The following is a 19672-nucleotide window of genomic DNA, read 5'->3' on the forward strand; positions in this document are numbered from 1 at the left end:
TGCCAACACCGGCTTCAGGCCTGCAGCAGTTCGATACTGTGGCGGATCTGCCGTTCCGTTTCATCCGGTGTCCAGCTGTTGAGCTGGCTTGAGAAGGGCTCAAAGGCGTAGATCCCCTTATAGCCCAGCATCTCCAGCCGTTTAACCTGCACGACGCTGTTCAGCACATCGCTGTCACTCAGCATAATGCGCTCCTCATCGGTCAGCTCAGCGGTGGGCCGCCGATCTTCCACGCCCGACAGGTGAACCAGCCCAATCTGTTGCACGTCGACACCCGTGAGGAACTCCTCTTCCGCCTTTTCATAGAGATGGTGATGGAAGGTATCCAGCACCAGCTTAAAGGGTACGCCCGCGGCGGCGATGAGTCGCTGCGCCTCTGCGGCCGAGCGCAGTGAGCTGACCGGGAATCCCAGCGGCTCCACCAGCCCCTGAATGCCATAATGTTCAAAGCGCGGCGCCAGCTGCTGCATCGCCGCCTGCGTCTCCTGAGGCGACAGGGCAATCCCCTCATTCAGTGGACACATCACCAGCGCCTTCGCACCCGTCTGCTGTGCGGTCTGCAGCAACAGCTCTGCGCGGGTCAGCAGATCGTCATCAATACGGTTAAACGGATAGAGCGCATTAATGGTGACGATATCAATCTGATATCTGTCGGTCAGGGCGCGCAGCTGCTCGGGCGTCAGATCGTCTGTCACGCTGCCACCCGGCATGTCATTGCGCAACTCAACCTTGCTCAGCCCCAGGCGATGAACCAGCTGAAAAAAGGCCTCCAGCGAGAGCCGGGGAGCAATTTTGCGGTTGATACAGAAACGGGTCGGATCGATAGCCATGTGATTACCCCGAAACAGAAGAAGATTGCGACTAAAGAAAACATTTATTTCATTAATAGTGAATTATGAAATGGAGATTATTGGATCTGCCTCGCATTAATTTCATATTTCGTTTCAGCCGGGAGCTGCCTCGCGGGGTTTATCCCGCAGAGAACCGCGCCGTGATCGGCCTAAACCGCGCCTGCCGGGCTGAGGATTGCGGCAATGGGCGCTCTCCGGAGTTCAGGAGCGCGCCAGGCGCAAGCCGACGGAGAAAATGCGATCTGTGCCGCTAAAAGCAAATCTTCCAAAAAGAATTATTTGAAAAATTTATTCCAATGCAATAGCTTCATAGCACGCTTTCAGCTTTGCCTGGTCAGGCAGCGCGGCAGGTCGCATGGTTCGTCTGCAGGGAACTTAACCATCTAAAGAGGCAACATCATGACAATCACAGGTAACTTTATTGGCGGCAAAATTACGTTCAGCGCCAGCAACGAAACCATTCCTGTTTACGACCCGGCAACCGGCAAAGTGGTACGTGAACTGACGCAGAGTACCGCCGATGAAGTGGCTCAGGCGATTGGCGTCGCGCATGCGGCCTTTGCCGAATGGTCGAAAACCTCGCCCCTGCGCCGTGCCCGTGTCCTGTTCAATTTTAAGGCCCTGATGGAGCAGCATCGTGACGAGCTGGCGGCGCTGATTGTGTCTGAGCATGGCAAAGTCTGGTCTGATGCGCTGGGTGAACTGACGCGTGGCATTGAAGTGATCGAGTTTGCCTGCGGCATCCCGCACCTGTTGAAAGGCGAATACTCCCCTAACGTCGGCGGCGGCGTTGACAGCTATTCGCTGATGCAGCCGGTCGGCGTCGTGGCGGGCATTACGCCGTTTAACTTCCCGGCGATGGTGCCGCTCTGGATGTTCCCGATCGCCCTGGCCTGCGGCAACACCTTTGTTCTCAAGCCACCGGCACTGGACCCCTCGGCGTCTGTGCGGATGGCTGAACTGCTGACCGAAGCGGGCCTGCCTGATGGGGTCTTCAACGTGGTGCACAGCTCAAATGAAGACGCGGAGCAGCTCTACAAAGATCCGCGTATCGCCGCCGTCAGCTTTGTCGGTTCCTCCGGCGTGGCTGAGCACATCTACAAAACCGCCAGCGCGCATGGCAAACGGGTGCAGGCGTTTGGCGCGGCGAAGAACCACGCTATCGTGATGCCGGATGCCGATCTGGATGCCACCGTCAACGCCATCATGGGCGGTGCCTTTGGTTCTGCCGGTGAACGCTGCATGGCGCTGCCGGTCGTGGTCGCCGTGGGCGATGATACCGCCGACAAGCTGATTGCCCGCCTGACCCCGCTGGTGCAGGCACTGCGCATCGGCCCCGGTATGAATCAGGGGGCTCTGGAGAATGAGATGGGGCCGGTGGTTTCAGCGGCGCACCAGAAAAAGGTGCTGGGCTACATCGACAAAGGCGAACAGGAAGGCGCGAAGCTGGTGGTCGATGGGCGTCATGTCCAGGTCGAAGGGCATGCTGAGGGATACTACGTCGGCGGCACGCTGTTTGATAACGTCACCTCTGACATGGTGATCTGGCGTGAAGAGATTTTTGGTCCGGTGCTGAGCATCATGCGCGCAGCGGATTACGACAGTGCGCTGCAGCTGGTTAACAGCCATGAGTTTGGCAACGGCAGCGCCATTTTCACCAGCAACGGTCACACCGCGCGAGATTTTGTGCAGAACGTTGAAGCGGGCATGGTGGGCGTCAACGTGCCGGTTCCGGTGCCGATGGCATTCCACAGCTTTGGCGGCTGGAAGCGCTCGGTGTTTGGCGCGCTCAACGTGCACGGGCCGGATGGCGTGCGCTTCTACACCCGCATGAAAACCGCCACCGTGCGCTGGCCATCCGGTCAGCAGACCGTGTCTGAATTCAGTATGCCGACCTTAGGCTGATTTATTTCCACGCTGGCAGGATGCGCGACCGGCAGATCACTCTGCCGGTCTTTCTGTTCGCAGGCGGGCTGCACGTCACGCCCGCGCGGCAACTGCAGCGATAACCGTGACAGAGAGGAGGATCAGGATGTCTTTACTGTCGAAAGCCCAGGCCCCTGATGCGCAGGGTCGTATTCAGCATGTGACGCCTGAACGCGCCGGCTGGCGCTATGTCGGGTTTGATGCTTATCTGCTGAAAAAAGGGGAAACCCTGCAGCTTACCAGCGGGGATAAAGAGCTCTGTCTGGTGCTGGTGGCCGGACTCGCCTCGGTGAAAACCCGTCACGCGGCGTTTCCCGGGATTGGTCAGCGCATGTCGCCCTTTGAGCGCGTGCCGCCTTACTCCGTTTATGTGCCGCACGATGATGAGGTGGTGGTTTACGCGGACAGCGATCTGGAGCTGGCGGTCTGCAGCGCGCCCGATCACGGGCATCTGCCTGCACGACTGATTACGCCCGCAGACGTGGGCGTTGAGCATCGCGGCAAAGGGCGCAATCAGCGTCTGGTGCACAATATTCTGCCCGATGACAAACCGGCTGACAGCCTGCTGGTGGTCGAGGTTTATACCAATGAGGGCGACACCAGCTCTTACCCCAGCCACAAGCATGATGAAGAGAGTGAAAACGAAACCCTTCTGGAAGAGACCTACTATCACCGTTTCGATCCGGAACCCGGCTTCGCCATGCAGCGCGTTTATACCGACGATCGCTCACTGGATGCCTGTATGGCACCTTACAATCGCGATGTGGTGATGGTGCCGCGCGGCTATCATCCGGTTGCGACGCTGGCGGGATACAACAACTACTATCTGAACGTGATGGCGGGGCCTGTGCGGCTGTGGAAGTTTACCTGGGAGAAAGATCACGCCTGGGTGAACAGCGAGAATTATCCGCGTAACACCTAGCCCACGGCGGCGTCAGAAAAGCAGCCTCTCAGCCAAAAGGGCAGCGGGTCACGCTGCCCTTTTTTGCGCCCTGAAATCAGCTGGTGCCGGCGTTGTTGAGCGCCAGCGACACGGCCAGCGTCTGCGCCAGGCAGAGAGAGGCAACCTGTGAACGGAAGCCATCCACCTGGGCTTCACGCACCACAAAGCAGACGTCGCTGAAGGCGGCCAGCGGACTGACCTGGCTGTCGGTAATCGCAATCTGATGTGCGCCGCGTCGGGCGCCCATCTCCACCACTTCGACCGCTTCACGCGCATAGGGTGAATAGCTGATGGCAATCACCACATCTTTAGGATTAACGAGGCTGAGCTGCTCGGTAAACATCCCGCCCAGGCCATCAATCAAAAACGCGCGCCGCTCCAGATGACGCAGCGCGTAGACCAGATAGGAGGCGACGCTGAAGGAGCGGCGCAGGCCAATCACATAGATGTTCTCTGCCTCGCTCAGCAGTTTTACCGCCTTGTTCAGCTGTTCAGGATTCACCTGCATCGCCAGCTGCTGCAGCGCCTGGCTGTTTACCATCGTAAAGACGTTGAGGATCTCCGACGGGCTCTCAGGGGCGCTGGCGTTGTCATCGGTGGATGTCTGACGGAACAGACGTGCACGCTCAGTGTAGTTGACCGTCTCTTCCATCAGGTGCTGACGAAAAACCTGTTTCATTTCGTTGAAACCGCTGAAGCCAAAAGCATTAGCAAAGCGAATCAGGGTGGAGGGGGGCACATCGGCCTGCTGGGCAATCGAGGCGACGGTATCAAACGCAATACTGTTACTGTTATCAAGAATGTAGCGCGCAACCTGTTTAAGACGTTTGCTCAGCGTTTCGTAGCGGCGACGAATATCGTCCTGCAACAGGGAAAGTTGGGTGGGATTATTGTTCATCACTTCTGCCCGAATAATTAGAATAATGGCTGTATAATGAGCGCTATAGTATCAGATGGATGGAAAATTTCATTTGTTTGCGTCAATCGCGCGGTTTATTTCATGGCTTTATGAAATGGTTCACAGATTGGCTTGAGAGCCCGGAACGCGCCTCTTCACAGGCGATAAGCGGGTGAAAACCGGCGTTAAATATCTGTGGCGGGTGAGAAATGCGGTCAGGATCTCTCTGGCAACAACGCATCAGCCAGATGAGCAGGGAACACGGTCAGAAGAGGAAAGCGTCCCGCTTCAGGGATGACGCGGGCCGAGCATGCCATGGATGGCGGGTGTCGCGTCTTTCCGATCTGACCGTGTTCCCGGCGCCTGCACTTTCTCAAAGCGGCTTTTAGCAGAACAGCATCATGCGCGCGCCGCGCGCCAGTATTCAATCAGCCGCAGATAGTTACCTTTGACGCGCGCAATCAGCGCCTGATCGTCCAGTTCCCCCTGCAGCCACTCGCGTGAAGGCTGACCAAAAATAGTCCGGCCCACCGCAAAGCCTTTCACCCAGGGTGCACTGGCCGCCGCGGCAAAGCCCGCTTTCAGCGTCTCTTCGGGCGCATCCAGACCCAGTAACAGAATGCCGCGACAGTAAGGGTCCTGCTGCTCAATCAGCGTGCCGATCGCCTCCCAGCACGCTGCGGACAGCGGCGGCAGTTTCCACCAGTCAGGCTGGATGCCCAGAGTGTAAAAATGGCGCAGAATGTCCACGTAATAGGCTTCATTCCTGTCCGGATTGCTCTCAGGCAGGATCACTTCCAGCAGCAGCTCATGGCCGCTTTTGTTACAGCCCTGCCAGACGTCGAGTATCAGATCATCCTGCTCTTTGCGCAGTTCTTCACTGTCGTGAGGATGGTAGAACACCAGACACTTCACCACATGCTCAGCGGGCCAGTCGATCAGCTGCGAACCGATATTGCCATGCTCCAGGCGCAGCGGACGTGAGCCGGGCTGCTCAATCGGACGGCCAATCCACCACTGCTTACCGGTAATCGCATTCAGCGCTTTCTGCCCGTAGGTGGTATCCGCCAGAATCCCGCTTTTATTCTCTAACCCCGCCTCTTCGGCAGCCTGCTGAGCGGCTTTCAGCAGCAGCAGCTTCAGCGGCGGGATCCGGCTGGCCTCCACGCCCGCCTCCTGTGCCATCTCCGCCAGCTGTTTGCGGTGGTCAAAGGCAAAAACATTCAGCTCCGGCCACTGCTGTTTGCGGGTGGTGACCCGGTGCAGATGATTCAGACGGCTGTCGAGATCGGGGCGCTTCACTGCATCGTCGCGGCTCAGGAAATCATCCAGTTCGGCTTTGGTCGGCATGGCGGGTGCACAACCGTGGCGTGAGACTACCAGCGCCCCACAGGCATTGGCGTAACGGCACGCCTGCTCCCAGCCTTCATCATTCAGCCAGCCGCGCAGCAGTCCCGACATAAAGGCGTCACCTGCACCCAGCACGTTGAGCACGTCGACACGCACGCCGGTGTGCAGGCGGGTCTCTTCCCAGCTATCCGGGATCGCTCCCTCAAACACCACGCAACCCAGCGGACCGCGTTTGCAGACCAGCGTCGCCTGACTCGCCTGACGCACATTTTTCAGCGCGGTCAGGGTGTCCGTGCTGCCACCGGCGATGTGAAACTCCTCTTCGGTGCCCACGATCAGATCGAAATAGTGCACCACTTCCTGCAACTGCTGCGTCACCTGGGAGGATTCAATGAAACGCGTTTCACCGTCACCCGGCGAGGTCAGCCCCCACAATACCGGGCGGTAATCGATATCCAGTGCGGTGCGAAGGCCGTTCTGGCGGGCAATCTGCAGCGCTTTCAGCACCGCTTCACGGGTCTGCGGGTGGGAGAGGTGGGTACCGGTCACCGCCACGGCGCGGGCTGAGGTAATGAAAGCCTCATCCACGTCATCCGGCACCAGGCCCATATCGGCGCAGTTATCGCGGTAGAAAATCAGCGGAAAAGTCTCTTCATCTTTGATGCCGAGGATCACCAGCGCGGTCAGGCGCCGCGGATCGGTAATCAGCGCATCCGTGTTACAGCCGACGCGCTGCAGTTCTTCACGCAGAAAGCGGCCATTGTGCTCATCCCCGACCCGCGCCAGCATGGCCGATTTCAGCCCCTGAATCGCGGTGCCATAGGCGACGTTGCCTGACGATCCGCCCAGATACTTCGCAAAGGAGGTGACATCTTCCAGCCGTGCTCCAATCTGCTGACCATAAAAATCAACGGCAATACGCCCGATACAAATCACATCAAGCGGCTTCTGTTGTGCATTCATACCTGTGGTTTCCTTCTGTGACTGGCAGAGCCGGCGGGCAAAACGCGCGACGTCAGATGCGCGCTGCGTTCGGGTCTGTAAGAGCCTGACTGGCGATGAGGGCAGTATGAGGAATAAAAATTCCACATTCAATGCGAAATGAAATATCCATCGCAAATTTGTGAACCAGGTAAAAATCCTGAATCTCCCCTCTCCGCCTGCGTGCTGAAAGGATGATGCCCGCTGCAGCAGGGGCGTGAAGGCGAACGCACCTGCTGGCGTGCCGTTCAGCCAGGCGATGGCAACGGAATGAATTTTTTTATCGTACCCGGCTCATGGCTAAACGTTCCGCTTTTCACCCTCGCGACAGCCCGCCAGGGCTGACGCAGCGGCTAAATTTGATCTCACTCGCAAAATGAAATGTTTCTTCTGTAAGCGTGTTTTATGAAAAATATATTTGTTTATAATCGCCTCACGTTTCAGTTATTCCGGTCGCCTTTTCCGCCGATGACAGCGCCTGGCGCGGTGTTACGGGAGTCGGGGTCCGCCAGCATGTAAAGGAAAAGCATATGGGCACAATCAGACTGACCACGGCACAGGCGCTGGTTAAATTTCTGGATAACCAGTTCATCGATGTTGATGGCACTGAGACGAAATTCGTCAAAGGCATCTTCGCCATCTTCGGTCATGGCAACGTGCTGGGGCTGGGCCAGGCGCTGGAACAGGATAGCGGCGATCTGGTGGTCTGGCAGGGGCGTAATGAGCAGGGGATGGCCCATGCCGCTACGGGCTTTGCCCGTCAGTCGCTGCGCCGGCAGATTATCGCCTGCAGTTCGTCAGTGGGACCGGGTGCGGCCAACATGATCACCGCCGCGGGCACCGCGACGGCCAACCGCATTCCTCTGCTGCTGCTGCCCGGCGACGTCTTCGCCACGCGCCAGCCCGATCCGGTGCTGCAACAGATTGAACAGAGCTACGACCTCAGCATCAGCACCAACGATGCGTTCCGCGCAGTCAGCAAATACTGGGACCGCGTCAGCCGCCCGGAGCAGCTGATGTCCGCCTGTATCAACGCCATGCGGGTGCTGACCGATCCCGCTGAAACCGGTGCGGTTACCCTGTCGCTGCCGCAGGATGTGCAGGGCGAAGCCTGGGATTACCCCGACTACTTCTTCCAGAAACGGGTGCACCGGCTCGATCGCCGCCTGCCCGTCGCCGCGCAGCTGGCGGATGCGCTGACCCTGATTTCCCGCAAGCGTAAACCGCTCATTATCTGCGGCGGCGGGGTGAAATATTCTGAGGCGGGTGAGGCGCTGCGCCAGTTTGCCGAGCGCTATCAGATCCCCTTTGCGGAAACCCAGGCGGGCAAGGGCACGCTGGTTTCTGACCATCCGCTGAATGTCGGCGGCGTCGGTGAAACCGGCTCGCTGGCCGCTAACCTGCTGGCGAAAGAGGCCGATTTAGTGATCGGCATCGGCACCCGCTACACCGACTTCACTACCGCCTCCAAATGGATTTTCCGCCATCCTGATGTCAGCTTCCTGAACATCAACGTCAGCAACTTCGACAGCTACAAGCTGGATGGCGTGCAGCTGCTGGCCGATGCCCGTGAGGGGCTGACGGCGCTCACCGCCGGGCTGGCATCACAGCACTACAGTAACGACTGGGGCAGCCAGATTGAAGAGGCGCAGAGCCAGCTGCTGAAAGAGACGCAGCGCGTCTATCAGGTGGCCTGGCATGATGGCGACTTTGTGCCGGAGATTGCGGATCATCTCGACCGCGACGCGGTGTTTGCTGAGTTTAACCAGCTGACCCACTCCTGGCTGACGCAGAGCAGCGTGCTTGGCACCCTGAATGAACAGCTGCCCAAAGAGGCGGTGGTGGTGGCGGCGGCGGGCAGCCTGCCGGGTGACCTGCAGCGCGTCTGGCGCACCAAAGATTACAACGCCTACCACGTCGAATATGGCTACTCCTGCATGGGCTATGAGGTCAATGCCGCGCTGGGCGTGAAGCTCGCTCAGCCGCAGCGTGAGGTCTATGCGCTGGTCGGGGATGGCTCCTTCATGATGCTGCACTCCGAACTGGTTACCTCCATTCAGGAAGGGGCGAAGATCAACGTGGTGCTGCTGGATAACATGACCAACGGCTGCATCAATAACCTGCAGATGGAACATGGCATGGACAGCTTCACCACCGAGTTCCGCTTCCGCAACCCGGAAGGGGGCAGGCTCGATGGCGGCTTTATCCCGGTCGATTTCGCTGCGATTGCCGCAGGCTATGGCTGTAAAACCTACCGGGTTACCACGCTTGAAGAGCTCAGGGCGGCGCTGGAAGATGCCCGCACCCAGACGATTTCTACCCTTATCGACATCAAAGTGCTGCCAAAAACCATGATCCACAAATATTTCAGCTGGTGGCATGTCGGGGCAGCGCAGGCTTCGCAGACCGAACGCGCCCAGGCGGTAGCGGACAAGCTCAACACGCATCTCGACCAGGCGCGAAAATATTAATTTCAGGGCCGTATCGCGGCCCGTTTTCCTTTTCTCCGTACGAACCCTACACAGGTGTAATTATGACTTTGAAACTTGGCGTCATCGGTACAGGTGCAATCGGTCAGGAACATATTCGTCGCTGCAGCCATGTGCTGCAGGGGGCACAGGTGGTGGCGGTCTCTGACATTAATGTCGAGGGTGCGCGTGCCGCCCTGCAGCGCCTGAACATTGAAGCGGAGGTTTTCCAGAACGGTCACGACGTGATTCAGTCACCGGATGTCGAGGCGGTGCTGGTCACCTCATGGGACCCCACCCATGAAGAGTTCACCCTGGCGGCGATTGCCGCCGGAAAGCCGGTGTTCTGCGAGAAGCCGCTGGCGATGAGTGCCGAAGGCTGCCGCCGGGTGGTGGAGGCGGAGATGAAGGCGGGAAAACGGCTGGTGCAGGTCGGCTTTATGCGGCCTTACGATGCAGGCTACCGCGCGCTGAAAAAAGTGATCACCGATGGCGATATTGGTGAGCCGCTGATGCTGCACTGCGCGCACCGCAACCCGACGGTGCCGGAGAACTACACCACGCCGATGGCGATCACCAACACCCTGATCCATGAGCTGGATGTGCTGCGCTGGCTGACAAATGATGACTACAAAACGGTGCAGGTGATCTTTCCGCGCGTCACATCGAAGACGCATGGGCAGCTGAAAGATCCACAGATTGTTCTGTTCGAAACCCGGAAAGGGGTGCGCATTGACGTCGAGATTTTTGTGAACTGCGCCTACGGCTATGACATCCAGTGTGAAGTGGTGGGGGAGGAGGGCATTGCGCGTCTGCCCGAACCCTCCTCTGTGCAGCTGCGCAAAGAGGCGCGCCTGTCGAACACGATCCTGGTCGACTGGAAAGATCGTTTTATCGAGGCGTATGACGTGGAGCTGCAGGCGTTTATTAATGACATCAGAGCGGGCCAGCTGACCGGTCCTTCGGCCTGGGATGGTTTTGCCGCCTCGGTGGCCGCCGATGCCTGCATCAAAGCGCAGAACAGCGGGGCGATTGAGCCGGTAGAGATGCCGCCACGTCCTGATTTCTATCGCTGATTCAGCCCTGTATGCGGCCTCGCCGCGCTCCGTCCGGGAATAAGATGATGAACAAAGAAAATGTAAAACTGGCGATCGCGCCGATTGGCTGGACCAACGATGACATGCCGGATCTCGGCCATGAAAACACCTTTCAGCAGACCGTCAGTGAGATGGCGCTGGCGGGCTTTACCGGCAGCGAAGTGGGCAGCAAATACCCGCGCGATCCGGCGATCCTGAAACCGATGCTCGATATCCGCGGCATCGAAATCTGCAACGCCTGGTTCAGTACCTTCTTCGCCAACGGCGATAAAGCAAAAACCATCGATGAGTTCATCAATCACATGAACTTTCTCCATGCGATGGGGGCGCGGGTGATTGGCTGCTCTGAGCAGAGCAAAAGTATTCAGGGCACCCCGCTGGCGGTGTTTGAGCAGAAACCCATTTTCAGTGATGAGGAGTGGCAGTTAACGGCCGACGGCTACAACGAACTGGCACGCCTGGCGGCAGAGAAGGGGATGCGCGTCACGCTGCATCACCATATGGGCACCGGCATTCAGACCACCGAAGAGATTGACCGCTTTATGGCCATGACTGACGATCGGGTCGGACTGCTCTATGACACCGGCCACATCTACTACTCCGAGGGGTCACAGCAGCAGATGCTGGCGGTGCTGGAGAACTATCTGCCGCGCATCTTCCATGTTCATCTCAAGGATGTACGTGATGAGGTGGTCGCGGCGGTTCGCGAGAATCATCTCTCCTTCCTGGAGGGGGTGAAAAAGGGCACCTTCACCGTTCCGGGCGATGGCGTAATCGACTTTAAGCCGGTGTTTAAAATTCTGGATGAGTATGGCTATCAGGGCTGGATGGTCGTGGAAGCGGAGCAGGACCCGGCACTGGCCAATCCATTTGAATATGCGGTCAAAGCGCGAAAATATATTCGTGAGAATGCGGGGTTATAAACAGCTCTGAGAATGCTGGCCTCCCTGCAATGCAGAGAGGCCAGCGATCGGCTTATTTCAGCGAGATGCTCTTCACGATGTTGTCAGCATCGCTCTGCGCCTGCTGCTGATTATCGCCTGGCAGCGTAATCTGCAGCGTCACCAGCTTGCCGTCGACCTTCGCCAGCACCACCGAAGACCAGGAGGTCTGGTTGTTGGCAGAGATCACCGTATCCAGCTGCTGAGCAGGCTGATCTTTCAGCGTTACCGCTTTGTTCGACACCACCTGCAGCTGCGGGTCGCGGTTACGCTGCTGCTGCTCCATACGCTGCGACAGCACATCCAGCGCTTCGCTGGTCGGCTCACCGGCAATCACGATGATGGCGCGGGCACCGGTTTCATCCGCATAGACATGCATATTGGTTGTCTGCGAACCCAGTTTGCCGCTTTTGTCTGACATGCCTGGCGGCAGTGAGAAGCTCAGTTTGCCATCCATCAGCGTCACGGTTTGCGCCGACTGACTGGCGCTGACGCCGTTGTCATTCGCCGCGTCATCTTTCTTCTGATCGCAGGCTGCTAAGCCCAGAACCAGTAAGCCCATTCCTATATATTTCACCAGGTTACGCATCAGAATCCCTTTTTAAATTTCCGGTCAGGCATCAGTACAACAGGAATCAGGCTGCAAACGCAACCTGATGATTGTCAGAAGATCTTAGCGGGTAATGGCGGAAAAATGTATGGCGGATTAGCCGAAATTTACCTGGCGGGCAGTCTGGCGTTCAGCCAGACGTTTCAGCGCGGCGTTAAGCAGCACGCCGTAAGCGGGCAGGAAGAAGACCATGCAGATCAGCACCTTGAAGCTGTAATCCACCAGCGCAATCTCCACCCAGTGCTGCGCCATAAACGCATCGGGACTTTTATAGAAGGCGATAAAGAAGAAGGCCAGCGTATCGCTGATATTCCCCAGGAACATGGCACAGCCCGGTGCGACCCACCACTGCGGCAGGCGGCGCAGCCGGTTGAAGACGTGAACGTCGAGGATCTGGCCCAGCGCGTAGGCCATAAAGCTGGCGCAGGCGATGCGGGCCACGAACAGGTTCATCTCTTTCAGTGCCTGCCAGCCCTGCCACTCTCCCTGATAAAACAGCGACGAAACGCCGTAAGAGATAAACAGCGCCGGGATCATCACCGCCAGGATAATACGACGGGCCAGCGGTGCGCCAAAAATACGCACGGTGAGATCGGTCGCCAGGAAGATAAACGGGAAGCTGAACGCGCCCCACGTGGTGTGGAAGCCAAAGACAGAAACAGGCAGCTGAACCAGATAGTTGCTCGATGTGATCACCAGCAGGTGAAACAGCGACAACCAGAAAAGCGCATACATGCGCTGACGCGAAGAAAATGCGAGCATAGTCAACCTTTTTAATGTTGGGGTGAGGGAACCCATTGCGGGACACCGTTCGGGCGGTGCCAGGCAGTTTTATGAGCAAAAAGCGGCGGCATATTACCGCGTTGTGCTTTTTATGCAATGGTTAATTTTAGCGCAATCGTTATCGCCTTGCGTCACGGTCAGCACGCGCTAGAATGAGCGCCCCTGACCTGAAGCGAGTTGAATATGAGCGATCTTTTTTCCTCTGCCGACCATCAGCTGGATGCCCGCGGCCTGCGTTGCCCGGAGCCGGTGATGATGGTGCGCAAAACCGTACGTGGCCTGCAGGAGGGTGAGACCTTGCTGATCATCGCCGACGATCCCGCCACAACCCGCGATATTCCCGGCTTTTGCCGCTTTATGGAACATGGTCTGCTGGCGCAGCAGACGGAGACGCTGCCCTATCAGTTTCTGATCCGCAAAGGGATGGCGGGATAACCCCAGCCGCACCGGCCGCTGTTATCCCCCGCCCCTGGCTGGCGCCGCGCGCTCAGTCGCGGTGGCGCAGCAGGCGCAGCGCGTTGGCCGTCACCAGCGCGGTCGCACCGGAATCCGCCAGCACCGCCAGCCAGAGTCCGGTCAGCCCCAGCAGGGTCGTGACCAGAAAAATCGCCTTCAGCCCCAGCGCAATGCCGATATTCTGACGGATAATGCGGCGTGTCCGGCGCGCCAGCGCAATCATCGGGGCCAGCTGCGTGAGCTGATTCCGCGTCAGCGCCGCATCGGCCGCCTCCAGTGCCACATCGGTGCCGCTGCCCATGGCAATGCCCAGGGTTGCTGCTTTCATTGCCGGTGCATCATTGATGCCATCCCCGACCATCGCCAGCGGCTGCTGCTGACTCAGCTCACGGATAGCGGCCACTTTATCGGCGGGCAGCAGGCTGGCGCGATAATCGATCGCCAGCTCGCGGGCGAGCGTCGCGGCGGCACGCGGGTTATCGCCGGTCAGCATCAGGCTCTCAATGCCGAGCCGGTTCAGCGCCTGAATGGCCGCCACTGCATCGCTGCGCAGCCGATCGCGCAATGCCAGCGCACCCAGCGCCTCACCGTCGCGCATCAGCACCACCAGGGTGTTACCTTGCTCCTCCTGCTGCGCAATCTGCCTGCGCTGCTGTGCGGTCAGCCCTGGCGCATGAGCGGGCGTCAGCAGTTCAATCTGCTGCTCTGCTACCCGGGCCCGGATGCCGCGTCCGGCCAGAACCTGCTGATCCCGTGCATCCGGCATCGGCAGATGACGCGCCTGGGCGGCCGCCACAATGGCGCTGGCCAGCGGATGGGTCGCCCCCTGTTCGGCTGCGGCGCTCAGCGCCAGCATCTCCGCTTCACTGGCCGCGCCAAACCGCAGGATCTGTGTCAGCTGCGGTTTGCCCGGCGTCAGGGTGCCGGTTTTATCAAACGCGACTTTGCGCAGCGAACTCAGCCGCTCCAGCGCCGCGCCGCCTTTGATCAGTGCACCCTGCCGTGCCGCCGCCGCCAGCCCGGAGGTAATGGCCGCGGGGGTGGAGATCACCAGCGCACAGGGACAGCCGATCAGCAGCAGGGTCAGGCCCTTGTAGATCCACGGCTGCCAGTCGCCTGCGCCGAGCAGGGGCGGCACCACCATCACCAGCAGCGACAGCAGCATTACCAGCGGCGTGTAGAGACGACTGAACTGGTCGATAAAGCGCTCGACCGGGGCACGGTGTGTCTCCGCCTCTTCAATCAGCTGCAGGATACGGTCAATAGCGCTTTCCCCCGGTTCCGACACCACTTCCAGCTCCACCTGGCGATCCACGCTGGTGGCACCGGCGGGAATCGTTTCGCCGCTGGCTCGCGTGACCGGCAGTGACTCACCAGTCAGTGCGCTCTCATCGAAGCTGGCGAGCGGGCTGATTAACCGGCCGTCGACCGGCAGTCGGCTGCCCGCCGCCACTTCAATCCGATCGCCGGGGCGCAGCGCCGTGAGGGGAACTTCCGTGCGCTGACCCTGTTGCAGGCGGATCGCGGATTCAGGCCGTAACGCCATCAGGCGGGTAACCCCACTGCGCGCTCTGGCGGCGGCATAGCCTTCCAGCTGTTCACCCAGCTGAAACAGCAGCAGCACCATCGCCGCTTCGGCGTGGGCACTAATAATCAGGGCGCCCGCCGAGGCCAGCGTCATTAATGTTTCGATGGTAAACGGCGATCCGCTGCGCAGGCGCTGCCAGGCGCCGCGTGCCACCGGCGCCAGCCCGATGAGCGTGGTCAGCACAAACAGCCGATCGCCCCAGGCCAGCGCGAACTGGCCGAGAACGCTGCTGAGCAGCACCAGCAACGCCAGTAAAAGCAGCATCCGGTTTTGCTGCCAGCCCGGACGGGCGGCGGGAGTGACTGAGGAGGCTGATGAGGCCGTCAGCTCAAATCCGGCCTTTCTGACCGCCTGTTCGACGGCGTTCCGGACATCCTGGCTGGCGCTGACGACGAGTTTCTCACTGCTGAACAGGACGCGGGCGTCGGTGACGCCGCTTATCTGGCGCACGGCCGTCTCAATGGTGCGGGCGCAGCCGGGGCAATCCATCCCGCTGACCTGCCAGCTAAAGGGGTAACCGGCGTCTCGCCGGTCGCTTTCCTCTGCGACGTCGGCCTCTGTGCCGGGGCTGCTGTTGCTTTCACAGCAGCAGCCTGCCGTATCAGCCGTTACGGGTGTCGCAGCATGAACAGAAAGGGAGAGGGGGCGGGCCTGGCGAACCTGGCACAGCGGTTTTGCTGCAGCGTGACTGGCACGGGGTTTGCCACAGCCACAGGCGTGATGTTGGTGCATATGACCTCCGGAGCGTAAGAAGAGCGGGATGAGCCATGCAGCTCATCCCTTATCCTACACTCTGGAGTGGACTCCAGAGTCAAGCCGCTTTTATCACACCACCCACAAGGAGCGCACGATCATAAAGTGACCGGCAAAATAGCAGGCGGCGACGATGGCGCTGTCGGCGGTGAAGCGACGACGGTAGTGAGAGACAAACCAGATGATGTTTGCCAGCAGCAGCAGCGCTGAACCCACCATGATGGAGAAGCTGTAATCCGTCGGACGGAAGAAGTACTGCTCGGTGGCGATCCAGGTCATGACCAGGGTCATGCCGATGAAGGTGCAGACGGGCCAGCGCAGATCTTCCAGTCGGCTCCACAGCATGCCTATCAGGGCTACACCGATAATCAGCAGCGTCAGCGGGATCGGCCAGAAGAAGGTCATAGTCATGCTGGCGGCGAAGCAGAGCGTATAGAGCAGATGCGACAGGAAAAAGGCCCCTACGGCATAGAGCATCTGCTGACGCGGCAGCAGCGTTAACGCATCACCGATCAGGGTTGCGATCAGCCCCGCCAGAATCAGGTAGTCCGTGGTCTGCAGCACCGGTGCCTGCCAGGCCAGACCCACCAGCAGCAGCAGGGTGACCGGTTTAAACAGCCAGCGTTGCCACTGCGGGCCGCGATAGGTGGCATCGACATAGAGCCAGCCGGAGAAAAGGACAGCGAGGAAAGACCAGAGCATTGTTTCTCCCTTTTTTATTCAGAATGATGAAAGATCCCAAAATATCCCTTCCAGTTTAGGTTACGCCTCAGAGATGTGACAATCAGGCAACTCTGGTTGTATCCTTTGCTCCCTGTTTCATCTTCTCCTCAGGCACAGATTCACCATGAGTAAACCCCCGCTGATTTTTATTATCGTCCTGGCGGTTATCGCCGTGCTGGCCACGCGTCAGTTTATCAAGCAACGCCGTGAAGGCGCGGTCAATGACGCGTCACCGGTGCGGGCGTTGCAGGCTGAAGTCAGAACCAAACGGGAATTTCCGGCGCCCAATCGCCGTTCACGGCAGCGGGAAGTGATCGCCGGCGAAGAGATGCGGTATGAAGCCCTGTTTCATCCGCTGAACGGGGCCAGCGATATTAAGGTGCAGATTAAAGAGGCGGAGTACCATCAGCTGGATAAAGGGGCGAAGGGCGAACTGAAGATGCAGGGCACGCGCTTTATCAGCTTCACGCCCGTGCAGTAACTGGCGGGCGTGACGCCCGCCCGGCACTATTTTTTGCGCGGGAAATGTTTCTTCTGCCAGGCGACCAGCTCGAAAACCCCGAACAGAAAGACTTTGATCTGGGTGACGCGATCGATAGGCGGCGCGTCTTTAGTCTGCGTGGCGCGCAGCAATACCAGCTGCAGACCGTGCATCATGATCATGAAGAACAGCGCCACGTTGATAAAGTAAGTCAGCGGTTTCGGGTAGGGATGCACCACGTTAGCCAGTAAAAATCCCCACACGCAAAGCATCAACAGACGCCCCAAATTAAGTAACATCCTGCGTCTCCTGTTGACGTTGATACAAACGATAAGCCACCTGTCCGGCTATTTTCTCGCGATAAAGATCCCACGCTGGCGGCACCGGCGGTGCGCCATTTTCCACTTCGCTCTCGACATAAATCAGCGCCTGATCGGCCAGCCAGTGATTCTGCTCCAGCAACTGCAGCGTCTGGGCCAGCAATCCCTGACGAAACGGTGGGTCGATAAACACCACATCGAAGGGTTCGCCCGGCTGCGCCAGCCAGTTTAGCGTATTGGTCTGGAGGACGGTGCCGTTGCTGGCGCGCAGGGTCTGCAGATTTTTTGTCAGCTGCTGCGCCACCGGACGTTCCAGCTCCAGCAGGGTCGCCGATCCTGCATAGCGCGACAGCGCTTCCAGGCCTAATGCGCCGCTTCCGGCAAAGCAGTCGAGGCAGCGCGCCTCGGGCAGCACCGGGGCCAGCCAGTTAAACAGCGTCTCTCGCACCCGGTCGGTGGTGGGGCGCAGTCCGGCACTGTCCGGCACCGGCAATTTACGTCCGCGCCACTGGCCGCCAATGATGCGGATCTGCCCGGTTCCGCCTGTACTGCGGGGGTTTTTATTCATCTTGCTCACAACTCGTCATAATTTGTTGCGTAGTTTAACGGGCGAATCGGTGAGAAGAAACGTTAAAAAAGGGTGCTGTGGTGAGCTGGCTGGAAAGTGTTAGACTACTGAGTTGCTGAAGTCATGCATTATTCTGCGGTTTACGCCGGTCTGGCGATGACCAACTTTCATTGATTTACCCCTGGAAACCCTGCGCGACCGGGACAAAGCCATCGAGGAGTGTAGTCACACAATGGCAAAAGAGAAAAAACGTGGCTTTTTTTCCTGGCTGGGATTTGGCAAAGAGGAAGAGAAACAACCTGCAGCGGAAGAGCAGACACAACAGGTCGCAGAACCCGCTCAGCAGCAGCCAGAACAGGAAGCCCCGGCTTTAAGTCAGGCAGAAGCACAGGCAGAAGAGACGGTTGCCATTACCGAAACGGTGGCCAGCGAGCAGCATGAGGCGGACGTGACCGCGGCCGCGCCATCTGAAGCGGCACCGGCGGCGCTGGATGACGCTGAATCTGTCGTTACCGGATCTGACGCTATCACTGAATCTGCTGCACCTGAACATGATGACGCGCCGGTTATTGACGCCGACGCCGTGGTCATGCCGGTTGAGGATGCCGTCCCCTCAGACGCACCGTTAAGTGACGAGGAGTTGACGGCGCTGGCACTGGGCGATGCCGCTGTCGTTGAAACGACACCGGATGACGCCGAGGCTCCGCTGAGCGAAGCGGAGCTGACCGCGCTGGCGCTGGGTGACGCAGAGATTATCGACACGCCGCACAGCGACGCGGATGCCCCGCACAGCGAGCAGGATTCTGCCGCACGGGCAGAGGACGATGCAGATACGGAAATCCTGCCCGGCGAGGCCGACGCGCCGCTGAGCGAGGAAGAGCTGACCGCGCTGGCGCTGGCCGACGCAGAGGTGATCGCTGAGGAACCGGCGGACGAGAGCGCCTCTGATACCGTCAGCGATCTGCCGCTGGCCGCTGCGCCATTCATCGCCCAGGAGCAGGAGCGTCCCGCCAAAGAGGGCTTCTTTGCCCGCCTGAAACGCAGCCTGGTAAAAACCCGTCAGAACCTCGGTTCCGGTTTTATCAGCCTGTTCCGGGGCAAAAAGATTGATGACGATCTGTTTGATGAGCTGGAAGAGCAGCTGCTGATTGCGGATGTGGGTGTGGATACCACGCGCCGCATCATTACGCATCTGACCCAGCAGGCAAACCGCAAGCAGCTGCGCGACGCGGAAGCGCTCTACGGCCTGCTGAAGGCGGAGATGGCGTCGATTCTCGCCAAAGTCGATGCGCCGCTGGACGTTTCAGGCAAAACACCGTTTGTGATCCTGATGGTGGGCGTCAATGGTGTGGGGAAAACCACCACTATCGGTAAGCTGGCGCGCCAGTATCAGGCCGAAGGCAAATCCGTGATGTTAGCGGCGGGCGATACCTTCCGTGCGGCAGCGGTTGAGCAGCTGCAGGTGTGGGGCCAGCGCAATAACATTCCGGTGATTGCCCAGCACACCGGCGCAGATTCCGCCTCGGTGATCTTCGATGCGATTCAGGCGGCGAAATCGCGCGGCGTGGATGTGCTGATTGCCGACACCGCCGGGCGTCTGCAGAACAAATCGCACCTGATGGAAGAGCTGAAAAAAATCACCCGCGTGATGAAAAAGCTGGATGAGTCCGCGCCTCACGAAGTGATGCTGACGCTGGACGCGAGCACCGGACAGAATGCGGTCAGTCAGGCCCGGCTGTTTAACGAAGCGGTCGGCCTGACCGGTATTGCGCTCACCAAACTGGATGGCACCGCTAAAGGCGGCGTGATCTTCTCGGTGGCCGATCAGTTCGGTATTCCGATTCGCTACATTGGTGTCGGTGAAGGCATTGAAGATTTACGACCGTTTAAGGCGGACGATTTTATTGAGGCACTGTTTGCCCGAGAGGACTAATT

General features: G+C 59.0%; 17 protein-coding genes. 8 read left to right on the plus strand and 9 right to left on the minus strand.

Annotated features, from left to right (window positions below):
• Positions 1–14: 14 nt before the first annotated feature.
• Positions 15–830: a TIM barrel protein gene (locus F3I47_RS17880; protein WP_140925624.1), complete on the minus strand. Its 816-nt coding sequence runs from the start codon at positions 828–830 to the stop codon at positions 15–17.
• A gap of 420 nt (positions 831–1250) precedes the next feature.
• Here F3I47_RS17880 and F3I47_RS17885 point away from each other — a divergent pair, with 420 nt between their 5' ends.
• Together F3I47_RS17885 and iolB are read left to right on the plus strand one after the other, a co-directional pair.
• A complete protein-coding gene (locus F3I47_RS17885) occupies positions 1251–2756 on the plus strand; it encodes a CoA-acylating methylmalonate-semialdehyde dehydrogenase (RefSeq protein ID WP_009087827.1) in 1506 nt (501 codons plus the stop codon).
• A 127-nt stretch (positions 2757–2883) separates the two neighbouring features.
• Positions 2884–3699 carry a 5-deoxy-glucuronate isomerase gene (gene iolB, locus F3I47_RS17890; protein WP_150030114.1) on the plus strand — a complete coding sequence of 272 codons (816 nt, stop codon included), beginning with the start codon at positions 2884–2886 and terminating at the stop codon, positions 3697–3699.
• 76 nt (positions 3700–3775) lie between these two features.
• Here the strand turns inward: iolB and F3I47_RS17895 are convergent, their stop codons facing one another.
• Positions 3776–4618, minus strand: a complete 843-nt coding sequence (locus F3I47_RS17895) for a MurR/RpiR family transcriptional regulator (protein WP_009087824.1) — start codon at positions 4616–4618, stop codon at positions 3776–3778.
• 399 nt (positions 4619–5017) lie between these two features.
• A complete protein-coding gene (gene iolC, locus F3I47_RS17900; RefSeq protein ID WP_150030113.1) occupies positions 5018–6931 on the minus strand; it encodes a 5-dehydro-2-deoxygluconokinase in 1914 nt (637 codons plus the stop codon).
• Positions 6932–7479: 548 nt separating this feature from the next.
• On the opposite strand from iolC, the gene iolD reads away from it, so the two are divergent.
• The 3 genes from iolD to iolE all read left to right on the plus strand — a co-directional run bounded on the left by iolD (position 7480) and on the right by iolE (position 11437).
• On the plus strand, positions 7480–9420 hold the full coding sequence (iolD, locus tag F3I47_RS17905; protein ID WP_150030112.1) for a 3D-(3,5/4)-trihydroxycyclohexane-1,2-dione acylhydrolase (decyclizing): 1941 nt from the start codon (positions 7480–7482) through the stop codon (positions 9418–9420).
• Between the two features lie 62 nt (positions 9421–9482).
• Complete coding sequence (locus tag F3I47_RS17910) at positions 9483–10493, plus strand: Gfo/Idh/MocA family protein (RefSeq protein ID WP_150030111.1); 1011 nt, start codon at positions 9483–9485, stop codon at positions 10491–10493.
• A 47-nt stretch (positions 10494–10540) separates the two neighbouring features.
• Entirely contained in the window at positions 10541–11437 is an 897-nt protein-coding gene (gene iolE / locus F3I47_RS17915) for a myo-inosose-2 dehydratase (protein WP_009087817.1), read from the plus strand.
• A 52-nt stretch (positions 11438–11489) separates the two neighbouring features.
• Here the strand turns inward: iolE and F3I47_RS17920 are convergent, their stop codons facing one another.
• Together F3I47_RS17920 and F3I47_RS17925 are read right to left on the minus strand one after the other, a co-directional pair.
• On the minus strand, positions 11490–12044 hold the full coding sequence (locus F3I47_RS17920; protein ID WP_150030110.1) for a DcrB family lipoprotein: 555 nt from the start codon (positions 12042–12044) through the stop codon (positions 11490–11492).
• 117 nt (positions 12045–12161) lie between these two features.
• Positions 12162–12827: a 7-cyano-7-deazaguanine/7-aminomethyl-7-deazaguanine transporter gene (locus F3I47_RS17925; RefSeq protein WP_009087813.1), complete on the minus strand. Its 666-nt coding sequence runs from the start codon at positions 12825–12827 to the stop codon at positions 12162–12164.
• A 204-nt stretch (positions 12828–13031) separates the two neighbouring features.
• Between F3I47_RS17925 and tusA the strand changes: the two genes are divergently transcribed.
• The gene (gene tusA / locus F3I47_RS17930; protein ID WP_009087811.1) at positions 13032–13283 is read left to right on the plus strand and encodes a sulfurtransferase TusA; all 252 of its coding nucleotides are present in this window, start codon (positions 13032–13034) and stop codon (positions 13281–13283) included.
• Positions 13284–13335: 52 nt separating this feature from the next.
• On the opposite strand, the gene F3I47_RS17935 is transcribed toward tusA, so the two are convergent.
• Both F3I47_RS17935 and F3I47_RS17940 read right to left on the minus strand, forming a co-directional pair.
• Positions 13336–15624 carry a zinc/cadmium/mercury/lead-transporting ATPase gene (locus F3I47_RS17935; protein ID WP_150030109.1) on the minus strand — a complete coding sequence of 763 codons (2289 nt, stop codon included), beginning with the start codon at positions 15622–15624 and terminating at the stop codon, positions 13336–13338.
• A gap of 93 nt (positions 15625–15717) precedes the next feature.
• Positions 15718–16347, minus strand: coding sequence for a lysoplasmalogenase (locus tag F3I47_RS17940; protein ID WP_150030108.1), 630 nt, complete (start codon positions 16345–16347; stop codon positions 15718–15720).
• 145 nt (positions 16348–16492) lie between these two features.
• Between F3I47_RS17940 and F3I47_RS17945 the strand changes: the two genes are divergently transcribed.
• Positions 16493–16849, plus strand: coding sequence for a DUF2500 domain-containing protein (locus tag F3I47_RS17945; RefSeq protein WP_058956962.1), 357 nt, complete (start codon positions 16493–16495; stop codon positions 16847–16849).
• A gap of 26 nt (positions 16850–16875) precedes the next feature.
• On the opposite strand, the gene F3I47_RS17950 is transcribed toward F3I47_RS17945, so the two are convergent.
• Positions 16876–17148 carry a DUF1145 family protein gene (locus F3I47_RS17950; protein ID WP_009087803.1) on the minus strand — a complete coding sequence of 91 codons (273 nt, stop codon included), beginning with the start codon at positions 17146–17148 and terminating at the stop codon, positions 16876–16878.
• Positions 17138–17737, minus strand: a complete 600-nt coding sequence (rsmD, locus tag F3I47_RS17955; RefSeq protein WP_150030107.1) for a 16S rRNA (guanine(966)-N(2))-methyltransferase — start codon at positions 17735–17737, stop codon at positions 17138–17140. The genes F3I47_RS17950 and rsmD overlap by 11 nt, the downstream gene beginning before the upstream one ends.
• A gap of 232 nt (positions 17738–17969) precedes the next feature.
• Between rsmD and ftsY the strand changes: the two genes are divergently transcribed.
• Entirely contained in the window at positions 17970–19670 is a 1701-nt protein-coding gene (gene ftsY, locus F3I47_RS17960; RefSeq protein WP_150030106.1) for a signal recognition particle-docking protein FtsY, read from the plus strand.
• Positions 19671–19672 lie beyond the last annotated feature (2 nt).

The organism is Pantoea sp. M_10 (assembly GCF_008631515.1).
GTDB classification, from domain to species: Bacteria; Pseudomonadota; Gammaproteobacteria; order Enterobacterales; family Enterobacteriaceae; genus Pantoea; species Pantoea anthophila.

What these genes read in the sequence shown, in the direction of transcription:
- F3I47_RS17950 (WP_009087803.1), bottom strand. Translation starts at nt 17,148, where the DNA reads ATGTTACTTAATTTGGGGCGTCTGTTGATGCTTTGCGTGTGGGGATTT.
- iolD (WP_150030112.1), top strand. Translation starts at nt 7,480, where the DNA reads ATGGGCACAATCAGACTGACCACGGCACAGGCGCTGGTTAAATTTCTG.
- F3I47_RS17925 (WP_009087813.1), bottom strand. Translation starts at nt 12,827, where the DNA reads ATGCTCGCATTTTCTTCGCGTCAGCGCATGTATGCGCTTTTCTGGTTG.
- tusA (WP_009087811.1), top strand. Translation starts at nt 13,032, where the DNA reads ATGAGCGATCTTTTTTCCTCTGCCGACCATCAGCTGGATGCCCGCGGC.
- F3I47_RS17940 (WP_150030108.1), bottom strand. Translation starts at nt 16,347, where the DNA reads ATGCTCTGGTCTTTCCTCGCTGTCCTTTTCTCCGGCTGGCTCTATGTC.
- F3I47_RS17935 (WP_150030109.1), bottom strand. Translation starts at nt 15,624, where the DNA reads ATGCACCAACATCACGCCTGTGGCTGTGGCAAACCCCGTGCCAGTCAC.
- F3I47_RS17920 (WP_150030110.1), bottom strand. Translation starts at nt 12,044, where the DNA reads ATGCGTAACCTGGTGAAATATATAGGAATGGGCTTACTGGTTCTGGGC.
- iolC (WP_150030113.1), bottom strand. Translation starts at nt 6,931, where the DNA reads ATGAATGCACAACAGAAGCCGCTTGATGTGATTTGTATCGGGCGTATT.
- rsmD (WP_150030107.1), bottom strand. Translation starts at nt 17,737, where the DNA reads ATGAATAAAAACCCCCGCAGTACAGGCGGAACCGGGCAGATCCGCATC.
- iolE (WP_009087817.1), top strand. Translation starts at nt 10,541, where the DNA reads ATGAACAAAGAAAATGTAAAACTGGCGATCGCGCCGATTGGCTGGACC.
- F3I47_RS17945 (WP_058956962.1), top strand. Translation starts at nt 16,493, where the DNA reads ATGAGTAAACCCCCGCTGATTTTTATTATCGTCCTGGCGGTTATCGCC.
- iolB (WP_150030114.1), top strand. Translation starts at nt 2,884, where the DNA reads ATGTCTTTACTGTCGAAAGCCCAGGCCCCTGATGCGCAGGGTCGTATT.
- F3I47_RS17880 (WP_140925624.1), bottom strand. Translation starts at nt 830, where the DNA reads ATGGCTATCGATCCGACCCGTTTCTGTATCAACCGCAAAATTGCTCCC.
- F3I47_RS17910 (WP_150030111.1), top strand. Translation starts at nt 9,483, where the DNA reads ATGACTTTGAAACTTGGCGTCATCGGTACAGGTGCAATCGGTCAGGAA.
- ftsY (WP_150030106.1), top strand. Translation starts at nt 17,970, where the DNA reads ATGGCAAAAGAGAAAAAACGTGGCTTTTTTTCCTGGCTGGGATTTGGC.
- F3I47_RS17885 (WP_009087827.1), top strand. Translation starts at nt 1,251, where the DNA reads ATGACAATCACAGGTAACTTTATTGGCGGCAAAATTACGTTCAGCGCC.
- F3I47_RS17895 (WP_009087824.1), bottom strand. Translation starts at nt 4,618, where the DNA reads ATGAACAATAATCCCACCCAACTTTCCCTGTTGCAGGACGATATTCGT.